General features: G+C 67.8%; 13 protein-coding genes and 1 tRNA gene. 8 read left to right on the top strand and 6 right to left on the bottom strand.

Annotated features, from left to right (window positions below; translation table 11 throughout):
• From AX767_RS13790 to AX767_RS13760, 7 genes are all read left to right on the top strand, one after another.
• On the top strand, window positions 1-606 hold the full coding sequence (locus tag AX767_RS13790; protein WP_068631861.1) for a GNAT family N-acetyltransferase: 606 nt from the start codon (window positions 1-3) through the stop codon (window positions 604-606).
• 6 nt (window positions 607-612) lie between these two features.
• Window positions 613-1,800 carry a vWA domain-containing protein gene (locus AX767_RS13785; protein ID WP_068631860.1) on the top strand — a complete coding sequence of 396 codons (1,188 nt, stop codon included), beginning with the start codon at window positions 613-615 and terminating at the stop codon, window positions 1,798-1,800.
• Between the two features lie 98 nt (window positions 1,801-1,898).
• Window positions 1,899-2,783 carry a 2OG-Fe(II) oxygenase gene (locus AX767_RS13780; RefSeq protein WP_168164829.1) on the top strand — a complete coding sequence of 295 codons (885 nt, stop codon included), beginning with the start codon at window positions 1,899-1,901 and terminating at the stop codon, window positions 2,781-2,783.
• Between the two features lie 57 nt (window positions 2,784-2,840).
• A complete protein-coding gene (locus tag AX767_RS13775; protein WP_068631858.1) occupies window positions 2,841-4,733 on the top strand; it encodes an autotransporter assembly complex protein TamA in 1,893 nt (630 codons plus the stop codon).
• A 1-nt stretch (window position 4,734) separates the two neighbouring features.
• A complete protein-coding gene (locus AX767_RS13770) occupies window positions 4,735-8,814 on the top strand; it encodes a translocation/assembly module TamB domain-containing protein (RefSeq protein WP_068631857.1) in 4,080 nt (1,359 codons plus the stop codon).
• A gap of 35 nt (window positions 8,815-8,849) precedes the next feature.
• A tRNA-Arg gene (locus AX767_RS13765) sits at window positions 8,850-8,924 on the top strand.
• A 6-nt stretch (window positions 8,925-8,930) separates the two neighbouring features.
• A complete protein-coding gene (locus AX767_RS13760; RefSeq protein WP_068631856.1) occupies window positions 8,931-9,959 on the top strand; it encodes an NUDIX domain-containing protein in 1,029 nt (342 codons plus the stop codon).
• A 251-nt stretch (window positions 9,960-10,210) separates the two neighbouring features.
• On the opposite strand, the gene AX767_RS13755 is transcribed toward AX767_RS13760, so the two are convergent.
• The 6 genes from AX767_RS13755 to AX767_RS13730 are packed head-to-tail and all read right to left on the bottom strand — an operon-like array spanning window position 10,211 to window position 14,744.
• Window positions 10,211-10,954: a lysophospholipid acyltransferase family protein gene (locus AX767_RS13755; protein ID WP_068631855.1), complete on the bottom strand. Its 744-nt coding sequence runs from the start codon at window positions 10,952-10,954 to the stop codon at window positions 10,211-10,213.
• Window positions 10,955-10,971: 17 nt separating this feature from the next.
• Window positions 10,972-12,243 (bottom strand): dihydroorotase, encoded by a 1,272-nt coding sequence (locus AX767_RS13750; RefSeq protein ID WP_068631854.1) that lies wholly within the window; start codon window positions 12,241-12,243, stop codon window positions 10,972-10,974.
• The gene (locus AX767_RS13745) at window positions 12,240-13,202 is read right to left on the bottom strand and encodes an aspartate carbamoyltransferase catalytic subunit (protein WP_068631853.1); all 963 of its coding nucleotides are present in this window, start codon (window positions 13,200-13,202) and stop codon (window positions 12,240-12,242) included. The genes AX767_RS13750 and AX767_RS13745 overlap by 4 nt, the downstream gene beginning before the upstream one ends.
• Window positions 13,202-13,702, bottom strand: a complete 501-nt coding sequence (gene pyrR, locus AX767_RS13740) for a bifunctional pyr operon transcriptional regulator/uracil phosphoribosyltransferase PyrR (RefSeq protein ID WP_082755020.1) — start codon at window positions 13,700-13,702, stop codon at window positions 13,202-13,204. Before pyrR ends, AX767_RS13745 begins: the two co-directional genes overlap by 1 nt.
• The gene (gene ruvX / locus AX767_RS13735) at window positions 13,699-14,148 is read right to left on the bottom strand and encodes a Holliday junction resolvase RuvX (protein ID WP_237288459.1); all 450 of its coding nucleotides are present in this window, start codon (window positions 14,146-14,148) and stop codon (window positions 13,699-13,701) included. Before ruvX ends, pyrR begins: the two co-directional genes overlap by 4 nt.
• Complete coding sequence (locus AX767_RS13730; protein WP_068631852.1) at window positions 14,145-14,744, bottom strand: YqgE/AlgH family protein; 600 nt, start codon at window positions 14,742-14,744, stop codon at window positions 14,145-14,147. The genes ruvX and AX767_RS13730 overlap by 4 nt, the downstream gene beginning before the upstream one ends.
• Here AX767_RS13730 and AX767_RS13725 point away from each other — a divergent pair.
• On the top strand, window positions 14,743-16,242 hold the full coding sequence (locus AX767_RS13725; protein WP_068631851.1) for a cryptochrome/photolyase family protein: 1,500 nt from the start codon (window positions 14,743-14,745) through the stop codon (window positions 16,240-16,242). The genes AX767_RS13730 and AX767_RS13725 overlap by 2 nt on opposite strands.
• Window positions 16,243-16,250: the final 8 nt, after the last annotated feature.

The following is a 16,250-nucleotide window of genomic DNA, read 5'->3' as shown; positions in this document are numbered from 1 at the left end:
TTGGCTTTTGTCGAACCTGTCACCTTGTCGTCGCGCGGTATCGCGTTGGTGCCGCTCAGCCCGGCGCACGAAGACGGGCTGCGCGGGGCGGCCGCCGACGGCGAGCTCTGGACGCTGCGGGTCACCTCGGTGCCGGAGCCCAGGGACACGCGCGCCTACATCGAGCACGCGATGCAATTGCGCGAAGCCGGGAGCCGCTTCGCGTTCGCCGTGACCGACCAGGCAACAGGCGAGGTGCTCGGCAGCACGAGCTATCACGACATCGTGCCGGCCGTGAAGCGCGTGGAGATCGGCTGGACCTGGTATGCCAAGCGCTGCCAGCGCACCCACATCAACACCACCTGCAAGCTGCTCCTGCTGACGCACGCTTTCGAGACGCTGCAGTGCAACGTGGTCGGCTGGCGCACCGACAACTTCAACTTCGCCTCGCAGAACGCGATCGAACGACTCGGCGCAAAAAAGGACGGCGTGATTCGCGGCCACGCGCTGCGGCGCGACGGCACCGTTCGCGACACCGTGATGTACAGCGTCGCGGCCGGCGAGTGGCCCGAAATCAAGGCCCAGTTGCTTTATCTGCTGAACAAGCCCCGACCCCCCAGGGAGTGATGCGCGATGCTGATCGACTTTTTCTACACCTTGCGCTCGGCGAAGCTGCCGGTATCGGTCAAGGAATACCTGATGCTGCTCGAGGCGCTCAAGGCCAATGTGGTCGGACCCGACTCGGACGGCGCCTACGGCCTCGATGATTTCTATTACCTGAGCCGCACGGCGCTGGTGAAGGACGAGAAGCACTACGACAAGTTCGACCGCGCGTTTGCCGCCTACTTCAAGGGCGTCGACATGCTGGCCGACTTCACGAAGGAAATGCCGCTGGACTGGCTTCGCAAGACGATGGAACGCGAGTTCACCGCCGAAGAAAAAGCCAAGATCGAAAAGATGGGCTGGGACGAGCTCATGGAAACCCTCAAGAAGCGTTTCGAAGAACAGAAAGAGCGCCACGAAGGCGGCAACAAGTGGATCGGCACCGGCGGCACTTCTCCCTTCGGCAACGGCGGCTACAACCCGCAGGGCGTGCGCATCGGCGGCGCGGGCAAGAACAAGAGCGCAGTGAAGGTGTGGGACCAGCGCGCCTACAAGGACTACGACGACTCGCAGGAGCTGGGCACGCGCAACATCAAGGTGGCGCTGAGGCGCCTGCGCAAGTTCGCCCGCGAAGGCCACGAGGAAGAGCTCGACCTCGATGAAACCATCAGCAAGACCGCGGCGAACGCGGGCTACCTCGACATCAAGATGCGGCCCGAGCGTCACAACAACGTCAAGGTACTGCTGCTGATGGACGTCGGCGGCACGATGGACGAACACATCCAGCGCGTCGAGGAGTTGTTCTCGGCCGTCAAAACGGAGTTCAAGCACCTGGAGTTCTATTACTTCCACAACTGCGTCTACGACTTCATGTGGAAGAACAACAAGCGCCGCTTCTCCGAGAAGTTCGCGACCTTCGACATCCTGCGCAAGTACAACAAGGACTACAAACTGATCTTCGTGGGCGACGCGACCATGAGCCCCTACGAGATCCTGCAGCCGGGCGGCAGCGTCGAATACAACAACGAGGAAGCCGGTGCGGAATGGATCCAGCGGCTGACCCATGCCTTCCCCAAGTTCGCCTGGATCAACCCCGAACCGCAAGGCGTGTGGCAATACCGCCAGAGCATTTCGGTGATGCAGCAACTGGTGTCGATGCGCATGTATCCGCTGACACTCAAGGGCCTGGAAGAGGCGATGCGGCTGTTGTCAAAATAAGAGCATTTCGAAAAACTTTGTAATAAAACGGAAACTTTCGACTACATTACACAAACTTTAACAGTCGACTTACATCTGTAAAAACAATGTCGAACGTCATGGCTCCCGATCCATTGCGGACCGAAGCGAGTGCCGCACCCGTTGCCACGGGCGAAGGCGATTTCGTCACCATCCGCGGCGTCCGGCTTCAGCTGTCGGAACTCGTCAACCGCAAGCTCTTCGAGCCCGAAGCGCGCAAGAAGCTTCGCGACGAGCTGCTCGCGGCCAAGCCCTTCCCCCACCTGGTGGTCGAAGGCATCTTCCATCCCGATTTGCTCAAGCTCGTTTGTGAAGAGTTCGAACAGCATTCGGGCCTCGCCTGGCAAGACGTCAAGACCCGCTACGAATCCTTTCGCCGCTCGGTGATGGGTGGCCGCCTCGGGCCGGCCTCGCAGCTCTATTTCGATGTCGTCAATTCGGGCTGGTTCGTCGAATGGGTGTCGAGCATCACCGGTGCGCCCTACCTGCTGTCCGACCCGCATCTTTATGGCGGCGGCTTGCACGAAAGCCGCACCGGCGCCGCGTTTGCGATCCATCGCGACTTCAACCGCCATCGGGCGACCGGCCTCCAGAACGAGATGGTGCTCATCACCTACCTCAACAAGGACTGGCAGCCCGAATGGCATGCCGCGCTGGAGCTGTGGGACAAGAACAAGAAGGCGTGCGTCAAGCGCGTCGAGCCGGAATTCGGCCGCAGCATCTTCATGCTGCACGGACCCGCCAGCTTCCACGGCCATCCGACCCCTTCCAAAGCGCCTGAAGGCCGGCCACGTCGCTCGATCGCAGCCTATTACTACAGCAGCCCCGAAGCCGGAAAGCCCAGCCAGGACAAGATGCTCACGAACTTCATGACGCGCTTTGGTGCCGACCGCTTCGTGGCCATCGCACGGGTGATGACGCCGCCCATCGTCTGGACGGCGCTGAAGAAAGTCACCGGCCGCTGAAGGTCCGCGGGCCGGGGTCTTACAAGCCACGCCGCGCCCTGCTGTCAGAATGGCCGGATGGTCAGGGTCGTGTCCCGTTTTGTGCCGGCATGGATGCCGGCTTTATTTTTTGCAAGTGTCCTGCTGCTGCAGGGATGCAGCTTGCTGCCGGGCCGAGCCAAGCCGGCCGATTCCCAGGAAGGCAGTCCGGTCGCCAGCAGCAGCAGCACCGCTGCGTCGCGCGACGCCTTCTCTCTCGAGGTCCGTGGGCCCGACACGGTGCGCGAGTACCTCACGCTGCATCTCGAAATCCAGCGCTATCGCCAGGTCGCCGACCTCGGGGCCTCCGAGCTGTCGCGACTGATGGTGGCTGCCGAGGGCAACGCGCGCGAGTTGCTCGGGACGCTCGGCTACTTCACGCCGACGCTCACCCTCGTACTGAACGAAACCCCCGACGCCAAGGCGCCGCGCGAAGTGGTGGTCACGGTCGAACCCGGAGAGCTGACCCGCGTCAGCAACGTGCAGATCGGCTTCGGCGGCGCGATCGCGAACGACGCCGCGGCCGAATCGCAGCGCGACACGCTCCGCACCGCGTGGTCGCTGCGCGCCGGCCAGCCTTTCACCCAGTCGGCGTGGGACAACGCCAAGACAGTGGCACTGCGCAACCTGACGGCCAAACGCTTTCCGACCGCCAGCATCGCTACCAGCCGCGCCGACATCGATGCCGACCGCAGCGAAGCCAAACTCGGCGTGAGCTATAACTCCGGCCCGGCCTACCGCTTCGGCCTCCTGCAGATCAACGGCAGCGAGCGCTACGCGGCCGATGGCGCGCGCCGCATCGCGCGCCTGCCGACCGGCACCGACTACGACCAGCAAAAGCTGCTCGATGCCCAGCAGCGCCTGGCCAGCAGCGGCTACTACGACTCGGTGTTCCTCACGCTCGACACGGAAGGCAGCGACCCGCAATTCGCCACCGTGGTGGCGCAATTGCGCGAAGCGCCGCTGCAGAAGATCGTGCTCGGCGTCGGCTTCACCACCGACAGCGGGCCGCGCCTGTCGGTCGACCACATCCACAACCAGGTGCCGCTGCTCGGCTGGCGCGCGGTGTCCAAGCTGTCGTTCGACCGCGAAACCAAATCGCTCGGCACCGAGCTCAACTCGATCCCCGACGACCGCGGCTGGCGCTGGTTCGGCGGCGGCGAAATCAAGCGGGAAGCTTCCGGCACCTACGAGGTCGACAGCGGCCGCGTGCGGGGCGGACGCAGCAAGTCGAGCGACCACATCGATCGCAGCTATTTCCTGCAATACGACTATGCCCAGAACCGCGGCGAGAACGCCCCGCCCTCTGCGTCGGCGGTCAGCGCCAACTGGGGCTGGACCGGGCGCTACTTCAACGACAACACGATCCCCACCCAGGGGCAGGCGCTCGCCCTGGAGCTGGGCGCCGGCTACACGCTCACGGGCGAACGCCTGCCTTTCGTGCGCACGTACGGGCGCTGGCTCGGCATCCTGCCGATCGGCAGCGTGGACGGCGAAGGTGACACCGAAGCGCGTCGCAGCCGGCTGCAATTCAGACTGGAAGGCGGTGTCGTGTCGGCGAAAGACAACGCGCAGGTTCCCTCCACCCTGCAGTTCCTGACGGGCGGCGACACGACGGTGCGCGGCTACAGCTACCGGCAGATCGGCACAGTGCAGGCCGACGGCACGATCGTCGCGGGGCGCTACCTCGGCGTTGCCAGCATCGAGTGGCAGCGCCCCTTCGTCTACCAGGGCAAGCTGACCGATTGGGAGACGGTCGCCTTCGTCGACGCCGGTGCGGTGGCCGACAAGCCGGCCGAGCTGAAAGCCAAGGTCGGCGTGGGCGTCGGCGCGCGCTGGCGCAGCCCGGTCGGCCCGGTGCAGGCCGATGTCGCGTACGGCGTCGATGTCAAGAAATTGCGGCTGCATCTGCGGCTGGGCTTCACATTCTGAGATGGCGGAACCGATCCCCGCTTCCCCATCCGCAGCGGCACCGCCTCCCGTGAAGCGTTCACGCGCGCGCCGCGTGCTGCGCGCGCTGGCGTGGAGCTTCGCCGGCCTGATCGCCCTGGTGCTGGCGCTCGGCGCCGGCAGCTGGTGGTGGCTCGGCTCCAACCAGTCGCTCGCTTTCGCGCTGGCGAAAGCTGCGCGCTACATTCCGGCAGGCCAGACGCTCGAAAGCCGCGATGTGAGCGGTTCGCTGCGCACCGGCGGGCACATCGGCTGGCTGCGTTGGCAAAGCCCGACGCTCGCGGTCGAGGTGAAGGACGCGACCATCGGCTGGCGACTCGCGCCGTTGCTGCAACGCAAGGTGCAGCTGGGCGAAGTGCATGCCGTGCAGCTCTCGATCGAGCGCCGCGGTCCGCCGAGCGGCAAGCCTTCCGAGCCGCTGACGCAGCTCGCGTTGCCGATCGACATCGACGTGCCCTTTCGCATCGACAGCCTGCGCTGGGCCGGGCCACCGCTCGTGGAAGCGATCCATCTTGCGGGGCACTATCGGTACGCCAACGCGCATCACGATCTCGAGATCGAGGGCGTCGACCTGGCCGACGGCCACTACAGCGCGCGCGTCAAGCTGCAAGGCCCTGCGCCGATGGCGATCGACGCGACGCTCGATGGCCGCGTCAAGGCGCCGCTGACCGAAGGCCGCAGCCTCGACGTGCTCGCCGCGGCCAAGGTGACGGGCACGCTGGCCGGCGCCGATGCGCGGCTCGACGTCGCGGCCGACCTGAAACCCGCCGACGAAGACGCCGACCGACCGATGCAAGCCAGCTTGCGCGCGCAGATCGCGCCGTGGCAACCGCAACCGGTGATCGAAGCGCACGCCGACCTGAAAAACGTCGATGCCGCCCGGCTGCTGCCGGACGCGCCGCAAACGCAGCTGACGGGCACCGTCGACATCCGCCCCGATGCGGCCACGGGCGCCTCGGCTTGGCAGGGCCAGGTCGACATCCGCAACGCCGTGCCGGGCCCGTGGGACAAGGGCCGGCTGCCGGTCGAACAGCTTGCCGCGCGCTTCGGTTACGACGGGAAGACCTGGACGCTGCCCGATGCGGTCGTGCGGGCCGGCGGCGGCCGCATCGCCGCCCAGGGGGAATGGAGCCCGGCACCCGAGCCGTGGCAGGCCAAGGCCACCGTGACCGGCGTGCGCCCCGGCGAACTGCACACCGAACTGGCCGGCGCACCGATCAGTGGCCGCCTCACCGCCGAGCAGAAGGGCGACGCGATCGATTTCGACGTCGCGCTGCAAGCCCAGGGCGGTGCCGGCAGCGCGGCGCTCAAGGGCTTCGGCCTCGATCGCGCGCTGGCCCAAGGCCGATGGAAAGACCAGGTGCTCGACCTGCGCATGCTGCGCATCGAGGCCGAGCGCGCCCGCGTCGAAGGCAAGTTGCAGGTGCGCGTGGCCGAGAAGGCCGGCAGCGGCAACTTGCTGCTCGTGTTGCCGGGCGGCGGCGCCGAACTGCAGGGCCGCATCGCGCCGAACCAGGGCAGTGGCGACCTCAAGGCGCGTATCGACGATGCGGCGACCCTGCAACGCTGGGTCGAGAGCCTGCCCGGGCTCGCGGGCGCATTCGGCGGCATGGCGGCGCAAGGCGCGGCGCAACTCGACGCCAAATGGCAAGGTGGCTGGCAAGCCGTGCAGCAGCGCCTGCAGAATGTGAACGCGCCGGCGGCGCGCGGCGTGACCGAGCCGACGCTGCAAGCGACGCTCGCCGCACCGAAGCTCGACCTGCGCCTGCCCGCACCCGCCACCGGGCCGGCGACCTCGGTCGAGCTGCGCAATCTGCGCGCCGAGCTCGGCGGCAGCCTGGCGCAGGCCACCTTGTCGCTGCAAGGCGAAGCGGCCACCGGCACCCGAAAATTCGCGCTCGACACGCGCGCCAGCGGCGGCCTGGAGCGCGCCAACCAATGGCGTGCCGCGCTCGCCAGCCTGCGCCTGCAAGCGCAGGACAGCACGCGCCCGGGTGCGTGGATGCTCGAACTGGGCAAGCCCGTCACCGCGAGCGTGCGCACCGGCGGCGATCGGCTCGACGTCGAAGCCTCGGCCGCATCGGCAAGCGTGCGCGGCCCGGCACCCGGCACCGTGCGCATCGACTGGCAGCCGCTGCGCTTCAGCCAGAGCGGCACCGCGGCCCAGCGCGCCTACCGCCTGCAATCGAAAGGGACGCTGCAAGGCCTGCCGATGGCATGGGCCGAAGTGCTGGGCGCCAGCACCGCGCTGGCCGACGCCGGCGTGACCGGCGACCTGCTGTTCGACGGCGACTGGGACATCGACGCCGGCGACGCCCTGCGTGCCCGCGCCCGGCTGGCGCGTCGGAGCGGCGACATCCGGGTGCAGGCGGGCGAGGCGGCACTGGTCACGCGCATCACCAGCCACGGCACCGGCACCGCCAGCGAGCGCACGATGACCAACGGAACGGCGGCCGGCGCAGGCGCCGTGAGTCCGAGCACGCCGGCCGGCCTGCGCCAGGCCGAGCTCACGCTCGACGCCCAGGGCGACGCGATCAAAGCCACCCTCGCCTGGGACAGCGAGCGCGCCGGCAAGGTCAACGCCGAAGCCGGCACGCGTGTCGTGCAGCGCGACGGTGGCTGGCAGTGGGCCGACGACGCACCGCTCTCCGGTCGCGTGAGCGCCAGTCTGCCGAGCCTCGGGGTGTGGTCGATGCTCGCGCCACCGGGCTGGCGCGTGGCCGGCACGCTCGACGCCAACGCCACGCTGTCGGGCAGCCGCGCAGCGCCGCGCTGGAGCGGCACGCTCGGCGCCGACCAGCTCGCGCTGCGGGCGCCGGTCGAAGGGCTCGACCTGCGCGATGGCCGCCTGCGCGCCGTGCTCAGCGGCGACCGCGTGCAGATCACCGAATTCACGCTCAAGGGCGGCGCCGGCAGCACCGCCCGCATCGGCGGGCAGAGTGGCAACCGCAGCACCGCGGCCAGCGAGGCCGCCACCGATGGCGGCAGCGTCTCGGCCACGGGCGACATGCGCTGGGGCGCCGACGCGCCCTCCGGTGGCTCGGGCATCCGCATGGCGCTGGAGGCCCGGTTGGCGCGCCTGCGTGTGCTGGTGCGCAGCGATCGGCAGGTCACGCTGTCGGGCGACCTGCAGGCGCGTCTCGACAACGGGCAGTTCACCGTGCGCGGCAACCTCAAGACCGATCGCGCCGTGATCATCCTGCCCGACGAGACCGCGCCCAGCCTGGGCAGCGACGTGGTGGTGCATTCCGCCGCCAAGGACCGCGAAGCCGCGGAAGCAGCGCGCAAGCTGGCGCGCCAGGCCGCGCGCGACGACGTCAAGGTGAACCAGCCGCAAACCGCCAAGCCACCGGACATCGCGGTGGTGTTCGACCTGGGCGACGACTTCGCGGTGCAGGGCCGCGGCATCACGACCCGGCTCGAAGGCAAGCTCGACATCCGCAGCACCGTGCTCAGTGCACCGCCGCGCATCACCGGCGAAGTGCGCACCGTGCGCGGCCGCTACCGCGCCTACGGTCAGGAGCTCGATGTGGAGAGCGGCATCGCCCGCTTCAACGGGCCTTTCGACAACCCAGCGCTCGACATCCTGGCGATCCGCCCGAACATCACCCAGCGCGCGGGCGTGCAGGTCACCGGCAGCGCACAGGCGCCGCGCGTGAAGCTGTATTCCGAACCCACCCTGTCGGACGCCGAAACGCTGTCGTGGGTGATCCTCGGTCGCGCGCAGGCCACCAGCGGCGGCGAGTCGGCGCTGCTGCAACAGGCTGCGCTGGCCATGCTCGGCGGCCTCGGCAAGGGCGGCACTGGCGGGAGCCTCGCCAGCCGGTTCGGGCTGGACGAGATCGGTTTCAAGGGGCCGGGCAGCGGCGGCGACCTGCGCGAATCCGCCGTCACGCTCGGCAAGCGACTGTCGAAAGACTTCTACGTGACCTACGAGCGCAGCCTCGGCGGCGCGTTCGGTTCGATCTTCATCTTCTATGACCTCACGCAACGCCTCACACTGCGCGGCGAGGCCGGCGTGAAGAGCGGGCTGGACCTGATCTACACGCTCAAGTACGACTAGGCTGGTAAAGTCGCCCGCGCTCTGCCGCACCCGAAGTCTTCGTAGTTCAATGGATAGAACGGGGCCCTCCTAAGGCTCAGATACAGGTTCGATTCCTGTCGAAGGCACCAGATTCCATGCTTCTCCCCACGCACGACGCCGCCGTCCTCATCGGCCGCTTCCAGCCTTTCCACAACGGCCATCTCGCCCTGCTGACCGCCGCGCTCGCGGCGGCGCCGCTGTGCATCGTCGTGATCGGTTCGGCCTTCCACGCGCGCTCGCCGCGGCATCCGTTCAGCTGGCAGGAGCGCGCCGAGATGGTCTGCGGCGTACTGCCTGCGGCCGACCGGGCACGGCTGCGCTTCGTGCCGGTGCGTGACCACCACGACGACGCGCGCTGGGCTGCAGCGGTGCGCCAAGGCATTGCGCTACACAGCGGCACGGCGCCCGCGAACACGCTCCTCATCGGTCACCTCAAGGACGCGACCACCGACTACCTTCGGCAGTTCCCCGAGTTTCAGCTGCGCATCCTCCCCGCCGTACCGCAGGCCACCGCCCTCGCCGCGCGCGATGCCCTGTTCGGCCAGGGCGTGGACGCCGCCGCCGAATGGGTGCCCGCAACGCTCGTCGAAGGGCTCCGCGCCTGGGCCGCACGACCTGCTTTCGCCGAACTCCAGCAGGAGTGGCAGATGCTGCAGGGCTACCGCGCCACCTGGGCCGTCGCGCCCTACCCGCCGGTGCTCGTCACCGTGGACTGCGTGGTCCGGTGCGGCGACCACGTCCTGCTGATCCGGCGCGGTGCGGCACCCGGCAAGGGCCTGCTCGCAGTACCCGGCGGCTTCATGGAGCGACGCGAAACGACGCGCCGTTCGGCCCTGCGCGAACTGGAAGAAGAAACGCACCTCGACGTGCGCGACGACGACCTGCATGCCTGCCTCCATGCGACCGCGGTGTTCGACCATCCGGACCGCAGCGAGCGTGGCCGCACGATCACGCACGTGCACTTTTTCGATCTCGGCGAGCGGCCGTTGCCCGCCGTGCGCGCCGACGACGACGCGGCCTCTGTCGCCTGGACGCCGATCGCGGAGATCGTGCCGCAGGAAGACCATTTCATGGACGACCACTTCCAGATGCTCATGCACTTCATCGCTCTGCCCGGCGCCTGAGGTGTAGGCACGCGCCCACGCGCAGCGGATGCGTTCTCCGGCAGGGTGGCCGAGTGGCACGGACGAAGCTCACTGCTTAGTTCAACCACCGGAGACCTTCATGAAAAGCATCATCCTCTGGCTCTGCGGCGTGCCAATCGTCGCGATCATCGCGCTGAAGATCTTCGGCATCCTGTAACCGGTTATTCCTCCTCCGGCGCGCACTCCGCGCCGTTCAAGGGCGCCCTTTGGGACGCCCTTTTTTTCGCCCGCTAGAAGGTGTCGCGGCGCAGTTGCTGCACGTCCTGGTGAAGCGACTGGGCCCAGCTCCTGCGCTCGCGCGCGTACGAGGATTGCGGTTCGCCGAAACGCACGATGGCCAGCAGCGGCGGCGCTTTGAGCGTGTTCCACACAGAGGTGAGCAGGTTGTCGTCGTCGATGTAGCGAGGCGCCTGGCTGGTTTCCCCGGTGGCCGCTTCGGCAAAGCGCAGCGCAGCGGGCTGCACCGGCGCGCCCGACGAGATTGCTGCCTGCAGCAGGTTGGCGTGAAAGGGCAACAGGCCGCGTCCATCGCTCGTCGTGCCTTCGGGAAAGATCGCGACCAGGTCGCCGCTGCGCAGTGCCTCGGTCATGTGGTGCACCACGCGCAAGGCATCGCGCCGCCGTTCGCGCTCGATGTAGAGCGAGCCCGCGCCGGTCGACAGCGCGCCGATCACCGGCCACGCTTTCACACCCGACTTGGACACGAAGCGCATATGCCGCGCGCCGTGAATCGCGAGGATGTCGAGCCACGAGAGATGGTTGCTGATGACCAGCACCGGCCCAACGGCCGGCGGCGTGCCCTGCACGACCAGCTGCACGCCCATTGCCGCGAGCATCTGCTGCGCCCACTGCTGGACGCGCAGCGCGCGTTCGTCCGGCGAGAGCTTCGGAAAGGTGAAGCGGATGGTCCACCAGCCACGCAGCACCAGGCCGACGGCGCGCCAGAATTTCAGAACAGCAGCAAGCGAGTGCACGGCGTCGATCGGCGAAGTCAGCCGTGCACGATGCGGCCGCCGACCAGCGTGTGCCGCACGCGGCCGCGCAGCGCATAGCCCGCAAACGGCGTGCTCTTGCCCTGGCTCAGCAGCGCGTCGGGCAGCACTTGCCATTCGTTGGCTGGGTCGACCACGCAGAGGTCGGCCACGCCGCCCGCCGCCAGCTGCCCGGCGCCGGACACCGCGAGCAGTCTTGCCGGCGCGGCGGTCACGACTGCCAGCGCACGCAGCAGGCCGACGCCGCGGTCCTCACCCCACTTCATGGCGAGCGGCAGCAGCAGTTCGAGCCCCGTGGCGCCGGCTTCGCTCTCGGCGAAAGGCAGCGTCTTGGCATCGGCTTCGACCGGTGTGTGATCGGACACCAGCGCATCGATGGTGCCGTCGGCGAGCCCGGTCGACAGCGCATCGCGATCGCGTTGCTGGCGCAGCGGCGGGTTCAGGCGCGCCTTGCTGTCGAAGAAACCGATGTCGGTGTCGATGAGGTGCAGCGAGTTGATGCTGACGTCGCAGCTGATCGGCAACCCGAGCGCCTTGGCATCGCGCACCAGTTGCACGCCCGCCGCGCTCGACAGGCGGCACACGTGCACGCGCGCGCCGGTGCTCTTCATGAGTTCGATAAGGGTGAAAAGCGCGATGGTTTCCGCCGCGACCGGCACGCCCGCGAGCCCGAGCCGCGTGGCGAGCGGACCGCTGGCGGCCACGCCCTTGCCGAGGTCGCGGTCTTGCGGGCGCAGCCACACGGTGTAGCCGAAGGTGCTGGCGTAGAGCAGCGCGCGTTGCAGCACCTGCGTGTCGGCCAGCGCCACGTCGGCCTGGCTGAAGCCGATGCAGCCGGCCTCGGTGAGCGCCGCCATTTCGGTGAGCACCTCGCCGGCCAGGCCGCGCGTGAGGGCGCCGAGCGGATAGAGGCGCGCGCCTCGCTGCTTCTCGGCACGAAAGCGCAGCATCTCGATGAGGCCGGGTTCGTCGAGCACCGGATCGGTGTCGGGCGGACACACGAGGCTCGTGATGCCGCCGGCCACAGCCGCCGCCATCTCGCTGCCGAGCATGCCTTCGTGTTCATAGCCGGGCTCGCGCAGGCGCGCAGCAAGGTCGACGAGCCCGGGCACGACGATGCAGCCCGCCGCATCGAGCGTGCGCCCGGCCTCGAAGCCGTTCGGCGCCTGGCCGATGGAGAGGATCTTGCCGTCGGCGATGGCGATGTCGCCCTGCTGGTCGAGCCCGGAAGCCGGGTCGATGACGCGGCCATTCGTGATGAGGATGTTCATGCTTCGTTGCCTGCGACGATGCTCATCACGGCCATGCGCACCGCGATGCCGAACGTGACCTGCGGCAGGATCACGCTCTGCTTGCCATCGACCACGGCCGAGTCGATCTCGACGCCGCGGTTGATCGGGCCCGGGTGCATCACGATGCAGTCGGGTTTGGCGAGTTGCAGCTTCTCGGGCGTGAGGCCGTAGGTCTTGAAGAATTCCTGGCTCGACGGCAGCAGCGCGCCGCTCATGCGCTCGTTCTGCAGCCGCAACATGATGATCACGTCGCAGTCCCTGATGCCTTCTTCGAGCGTGTGGCACACGCGCACGCCCATCTGCGCCATGTCGCCCGGCACCAGCGTCTTGGGGCCGACCACGCGCACTTCGGCGCAGCCCAGCGTGGTGAGCGCATGGATGTCGGAGCGCGCGACGCGCGAGTGCAGCACGTCGCCGACGATCGCCACCGTGAGGTTCGCGAAGTCTTTCTTGTAATGACGGATCGTGTACATGTCGAGCAGGCCCTGCGTCGGATGCGCATGGCGCCCGTCGCCGGCATTCACCACGTGCACATGCGGCGCGACGTGCTGCGCGATCAGGTACGGTGCGCCCGATTCGCCATGGCGCACCACGAACAGGTCCGCCGCCATCGCGGAGAGGTTGGCGATGGTGTCGAGCAGCGATTCGCCCTTGGTCGCCGACGAGCGCGCGATGTCGAGGTTGATCACGTCGGCCGACAGGCGCTTGGCCGCGATCTCGAAGGTGGTGCGGGTGCGCGTCGAGTTTTCGAAAAACAGATTGAACACGCTCTTGCCGCGCAGCAACGGCACCTTCTTCACCTCGCGATCGCTCACGCTGGTGAAGTTCGCGGCGGTGTCGAGGATGTGCGTGAGGATGCTCTTGGGCAGCCCTTCGATCGACAGCAGGTGGATCAGCTCGCCGTTCTTGTTGAGCTGCGGATTGCGTTTGTAGAGCATCAGGTCTTGTCCTCCACCTGGAGGCTGAACGCGCCGCCGTCGCCGCGCGCCAGGGCCAGCAGCTGCGTGTCGGGCAGCGTGAGCGCGGTGGCCGAGAAGTCGGCGGCGACGGGCAGCTCGCGGCCGCCGCGATCGACCAGCACCGCCAGCCGCACGCAGGCCGGCCGGCCGAAATCGAAGAGTTCGTTGAGGACCGCGCGGATCGTGCGGCCGGTGTAGAGCACGTCGTCGAGCAGCAGCACGTCGGCGCCGTTCACGTCGAAGGGAAGCGCCGTTTGCGCGCTGGCCGCCAGGCCGCGACGCGCGAAGTCGTCGCGGTGCATGGCCGACGAAATGATGCCGGGCGCACCCGCCAGGCCCAGGTCTTTTTGCAGCCGTTCGACCAGCCAGGCGCCGCCGGAGGTGATGCCGACGAGACGCGTGTCGGTGCGCATGAGCGGCTTCACGCCGGCGAGCAGCGCGGTGTAGAGCGACTCGGCGTCGGGGATGGTGGAACTCACGGAAGACTCCTCAGGAACTGTTCCAGGATGATGCAGGCCGACGCGGCATCGGCGTCGCGGGCACCGGCGGCGAGCGCCTCGGTCGTGCTGTAGCGCTCGTCGACCTCGTAGACCTGCAGGTTGAAGCGGCCGCGCAGCTGCCGCCCGAACTTTTGCGCGAGGCGCGTGTTCTCGTGCGGCGCGCCGTCGGGGTGGTACGGCACGCCGATGACCAGCGCATCGGGCTGCCATTCGCGAATGCGCTCGGCCACCTGCGCGAAGCGCGCATCGCCTTCGGCCTTGATGGTGGCTTGCGGTGTCGCGGTGAGCAGCAGGCGGTTGCCGGTGGCGACGCCGGTGCGCTTCTGACCGAAGTCGAAGGCCAGGAAACTCTGGAAGTGGGCGGGAACGGGAACGGAAACGGGAACAGGGACGGGTGCGTTGGTTGGCATGGCCACAGCGCTCATGCGTGCCCCGCGTCCGGCGACAGCTTCCAGGCCTCCAGGCCCAGCAGCATCAGCGCACGGTCGTAGCGCTGCTCGACCGGCGTGTCGAAGATCACGGCCGGGTCGGCATCGACGGTGAGCCAGCTGTTCTCGGCGAGCTCGGATTCGAGCTGGCCCTGCTCCCACGCCGCGTAGCCGAGCGACACCAGCACCTTGCGCGGTCCGGCGCCGGTGGCCAGCGCTTCGAGCACGTCTTTCGACGTGGTCATCTCCAGGCCACCCGGAATGGTCATGGTCGAGGCGTAGACGGCTTCTTCGGGCTTGTCGCCATCGGCGAACACGGGTTCGTGCAGCACGAAGCCGCGCTCGGTTTGTACCGGGCCGCCCTGGTAGACCATCGGCTCGCCGAATTCGGGGCTCGACAGGCGCAACTCGATCTTTTCGAACAGCACCTTGAGGTTCATGTCGCTCGGCTTGTTGATGACCAGCCCGAGCGCGCCGCGTTCGCTGTGCTCGCACAGGTAGACCACGCTGCGGCTGAAGGTCTCGTCCTGCAACCCCGGCATGGCAATCAGAAAATGATGCGTGAGGTTCATCGGGGCAGAATCGGAAGACATGCCTCCGATTTTACTGGCCGTCGACAAAACCTATCCCAAGGGCCTGATGTGGTTCCGCCGCGACCTGCGCGTGGACGACAACGCGGCCCTCTATCACGCCCTGCGCACCTGCCGGCAAGTGCTCTGCGTGTTCATCTTCGATCGCGCGATCCTCGACGCGCTGCCCGAAGCCGACCGGCGCGTGGAATTCATCCGCGAGTCGCTGGTCGAGCTGGAGGCCGAGCTCAAGCGTCTGGGCGGCGGCCTCATCGTGCGGCATGCGGTGGCGGTCGACGAGATCGCCTCGCTGGCGCACGCGCTCGACGTGCAGGCCGTGTTCGCGAACCGCGACGACGAGCCTGCCGCGCTGGCGCGCGACACCCAGGTGTTCGGCGCGCTGGCGAACGTGGGCGTGACGTTCCAGACGTTTAAGGACCAGACCCTCTTCGAGCGCGACGAGGTGCTGACCAAGACCGGGCAGCCCTACACCGTGTTCACGCCGTACAAGCGGGCCTGGCTCGCGAAGATCGAGCCGTTCTTTCTCAAGGCCTATCCGTCCCGCGGCTACGCCGATGCGCTCGCACCGCCGCCCCCGTCGCATCACGCGCCGGTGCCGTCGCTCAAGGACCTCGGCTTCACGAAGACCAACCTGGTCGAACTGGAAATCCCCACCGGCGCGCAAGGCGCGGCCGCGCTGTTCGACGATTTCTTCCAGCGCATCGACCGCTACGACGAGGCGCGCAACTTCCCCGCAGTGCGTGGGCCGAGCTACCTCAGCGTGCACCTGCGCTTCGGCACGGTGTCGATCCGCCAGCTGGCCGGCATTGCGCACCAGCTGTCGCTGCAAGGCGATGCCGGCGCCACGACCTGGCTCAGCGAACTGATCTGGCGTGACTTCTATTTCCAGGTGCTGGCACACAACCCGCACATCGCCGAAGGCAAGAGCTTCCGGCCGGAATACGACAAGATCGTCTGGCATCACGGCAAGCACGCCGACCTGCTGTTCGACGCCTGGTGCAACGGCCAGACCGGCTATCCGCTGATCGATGCCGCCATGGCGCAGATCAACCAGAGCGGCTACATGCACAACCGGCTGCGGATGGTCGTGGCGAGTTTTCTCTGCAAGGACCTGGGGCTCGACTGGCGCCGCGGCGAGGCGTACTTCGCGACGCACCTGAACGACTTCGAACTTGCATCGAACAACGGCGGCTGGCAGTGGGCGAGTTCCAGCGGCTGCGACGCGCAGCCCTATTTCCGCATCTTCAATCCGGTGACGCAGAGCGAGCGCTTCGATCCCGAAGGCAAGTTCATCCGGCGCTACCTGCCGCAGCTGGCCAAGCTGTCGAACACCTCGATCCATGCGCCCTGGGCGGCGACGCCGGTGGAACTGGAAGCCGCAGAAGTGAAGCTCGGCGAGAACTATCCAAAGCCCGTGATCGACCACGCAGAGGCGCGAGAGCGCACTTTGCAGCGCTACGGCGTGGTGCGCGGACCGAACGCCAAGACGCCAACGAAATGATGGCGTTC

It is taken from the genome of Variovorax sp. PAMC 28711, from assembly GCF_001577265.1.
In the GTDB taxonomy this organism is placed as follows: Bacteria; Pseudomonadota; Gammaproteobacteria; order Burkholderiales; family Burkholderiaceae_C; genus Variovorax.
Note: the sequence above shows the minus strand (reverse complement) of the source record. Positions and strands in the feature narration are given on the sequence as shown.

What these genes read in the sequence shown, in the direction of transcription:
- AX767_RS13730 (WP_068631852.1), bottom strand. Translation starts at nt 14,744, where the DNA reads ATGTCTTCCGATTCTGCCCCGATGAACCTCACGCATCATTTTCTGATT.
- AX767_RS13725 (WP_068631851.1), top strand. Translation starts at nt 14,743, where the DNA reads ATGCCTCCGATTTTACTGGCCGTCGACAAAACCTATCCCAAGGGCCTG.
- AX767_RS13760 (WP_068631856.1), top strand. Translation starts at nt 8,931, where the DNA reads ATGCTTCTCCCCACGCACGACGCCGCCGTCCTCATCGGCCGCTTCCAG.
- AX767_RS13775 (WP_068631858.1), top strand. Translation starts at nt 2,841, where the DNA reads ATGGTCAGGGTCGTGTCCCGTTTTGTGCCGGCATGGATGCCGGCTTTA.
- AX767_RS13780 (WP_168164829.1), top strand. Translation starts at nt 1,899, where the DNA reads ATGGCTCCCGATCCATTGCGGACCGAAGCGAGTGCCGCACCCGTTGCC.
- ruvX (WP_237288459.1), bottom strand. Translation starts at nt 14,148, where the DNA reads ATGAGCGCTGTGGCCATGCCAACCAACGCACCCGTCCCTGTTCCCGTT.
- AX767_RS13770 (WP_068631857.1), top strand. Translation starts at nt 4,735, where the DNA reads ATGGCGGAACCGATCCCCGCTTCCCCATCCGCAGCGGCACCGCCTCCC.
- AX767_RS13785 (WP_068631860.1), top strand. Translation starts at nt 613, where the DNA reads ATGCTGATCGACTTTTTCTACACCTTGCGCTCGGCGAAGCTGCCGGTA.
- AX767_RS13750 (WP_068631854.1), bottom strand. Translation starts at nt 12,243, where the DNA reads ATGAACATCCTCATCACGAATGGCCGCGTCATCGACCCGGCTTCCGGG.
- AX767_RS13745 (WP_068631853.1), bottom strand. Translation starts at nt 13,202, where the DNA reads ATGCTCTACAAACGCAATCCGCAGCTCAACAAGAACGGCGAGCTGATC.